Annotated in this window: 3 protein-coding genes; 2 read left to right on the plus strand and 1 reads right to left on the minus strand. The window is 78.1% G+C overall.

The genetic code is table 11. The features are described from left to right. Window positions 1–71: 71 nt before the first annotated feature. Both VR44_RS25280 and VR44_RS25285 read left to right on the plus strand, forming a co-directional pair. Window positions 72–503, plus strand: coding sequence for a DUF3040 domain-containing protein (locus VR44_RS25280; RefSeq protein WP_045949894.1), 432 nt, complete (start codon window positions 72–74; stop codon window positions 501–503). Between the two features lie 79 nt (window positions 504–582). After that, window positions 583–954 carry a hypothetical protein gene (locus VR44_RS25285; RefSeq protein ID WP_045949895.1) on the plus strand — a complete coding sequence of 124 codons (372 nt, stop codon included), beginning with the start codon at window positions 583–585 and terminating at the stop codon, window positions 952–954. On the opposite strand, the gene VR44_RS45290 is transcribed toward VR44_RS25285, so the two are convergent. After that, on the minus strand, window positions 951–1,109 hold the full coding sequence (locus tag VR44_RS45290; RefSeq protein WP_157880401.1) for a hypothetical protein: 159 nt from the start codon (window positions 1,107–1,109) through the stop codon (window positions 951–953). The two genes, VR44_RS25285 and VR44_RS45290, sit on opposite strands and share 4 nt — an antisense overlap. Window positions 1,110–1,303: the final 194 nt, after the last annotated feature.

Below are 1,303 nucleotides of genomic sequence, written 5' to 3' on the forward strand. Positions count from 1 at the left end.
TCAGGGGCGGAGCCCTTGGGAACGGAGGTCGGGGCCCCGGGCGGGCAGGGGCCGGCCCCCCGGGGGGGCGCATGGCCGCCGCGGTGGCGGGGAAGGCGCCCGGCCACAGCCCCGCGGACCGGCGCGAGCCGGACGCCGACGCGCAGGAGGCCGTGATGGACGGCAGCGGACTCTCGCACCGGGAGAGAAGGGCCCTGACCGCGATCGAACGGGCCCTGCGCGCGGACCCGCGCTTCGACCGTGCCATGACGTTCGGGACCGGTCTCTTCCCGCAGGAACCCGAACCCGGCCCCGGCTCACAGCCGGCGGACCGGCCGCGCGGCGGCCGCCACGGCGCGCTGACCGGCGCGGTCTGCGCCATGGCGGCGGCCGCCCTCGCCCTGCTGCCCCTGGCCGTCGCCACCTCCGCCCCGGTCCTGATCGCCGCCTTCACGTTCTCGTACGCGGCCACCCTGGTGGGACTGTTCCTCCTGGTGCGCCGCTGGTGCCGGCGCAGCGGATGAGCGGGCCGGGCAGGCCCGGCCCGGTCCGCTCCGGCCGAGGACGCCGATTGCCGGCCCCGGGCGTGGGCAGGCGCCGGGCATGACCTTCGAGCACCCCGCGAAGAAGACCGGGACCGGCCGGCGCAACCGGTTCGAGAGGCTGGCCGAGCTGGCCTCGAACTTCACCAGCTCCGCGGCCTTCCTGCTGCTCTGCGTCACCCTGGTGGCCGGCTTCGCAGCCGTCCACCTGGCCGGGCTGTCGATGGAGTGGCAGCACCTGGCGGGCGACGCGATGGGTGCCCTGTCCCTCCTGCTGCTGGCCCTGCTGAAGAACTCCGAGCGCCGCGCCGAACACGCGATCCAGCGCAAGCTCGACGCCATCGCCGCCGCCCTCCTGCAACAGCAGGAGGGCGACTGGACCGAGGCACACCAGGACCTGGAGGACGCCATCGGCATGGAGGACCGCCTCTAGCCCACCCCGGCCCCGCTCTGCCCGGTCCGGCACCACCCACGCCAGGCCACCGCCGTCCTGGCCACCGCCCCGGCGAGTCCGGCGCCGGCGGCCCGCACCCACCCGGGCCAGGCCACCGCCGCCCGGGCCCGCCCGGGCACCGGCGTGTCGGGCATCGCCAAGTCCGGCACCGCGCGGCCCAGGCCACCGCCGCCCGGGCAGGGCATTGGCGGGTCTGGTGCCGCGCGGCCCATCGCGGCGCCCGGCGCAGCGTGCCGAGCGGGCCAGCGCGCCGCCCGGGCCAGCGCTCCGGCGGGTCGGGCATGGCCCGGCACCTGCCGGGGCGGCGGACGGCAGGTCGGGTACCCCC

The sequence above is a fragment of the Streptomyces katrae genome (genome assembly GCF_000966975.1).
Lineage (GTDB): Bacteria > Actinomycetota > Actinomycetes > Streptomycetales > Streptomycetaceae > Streptomyces > Streptomyces katrae.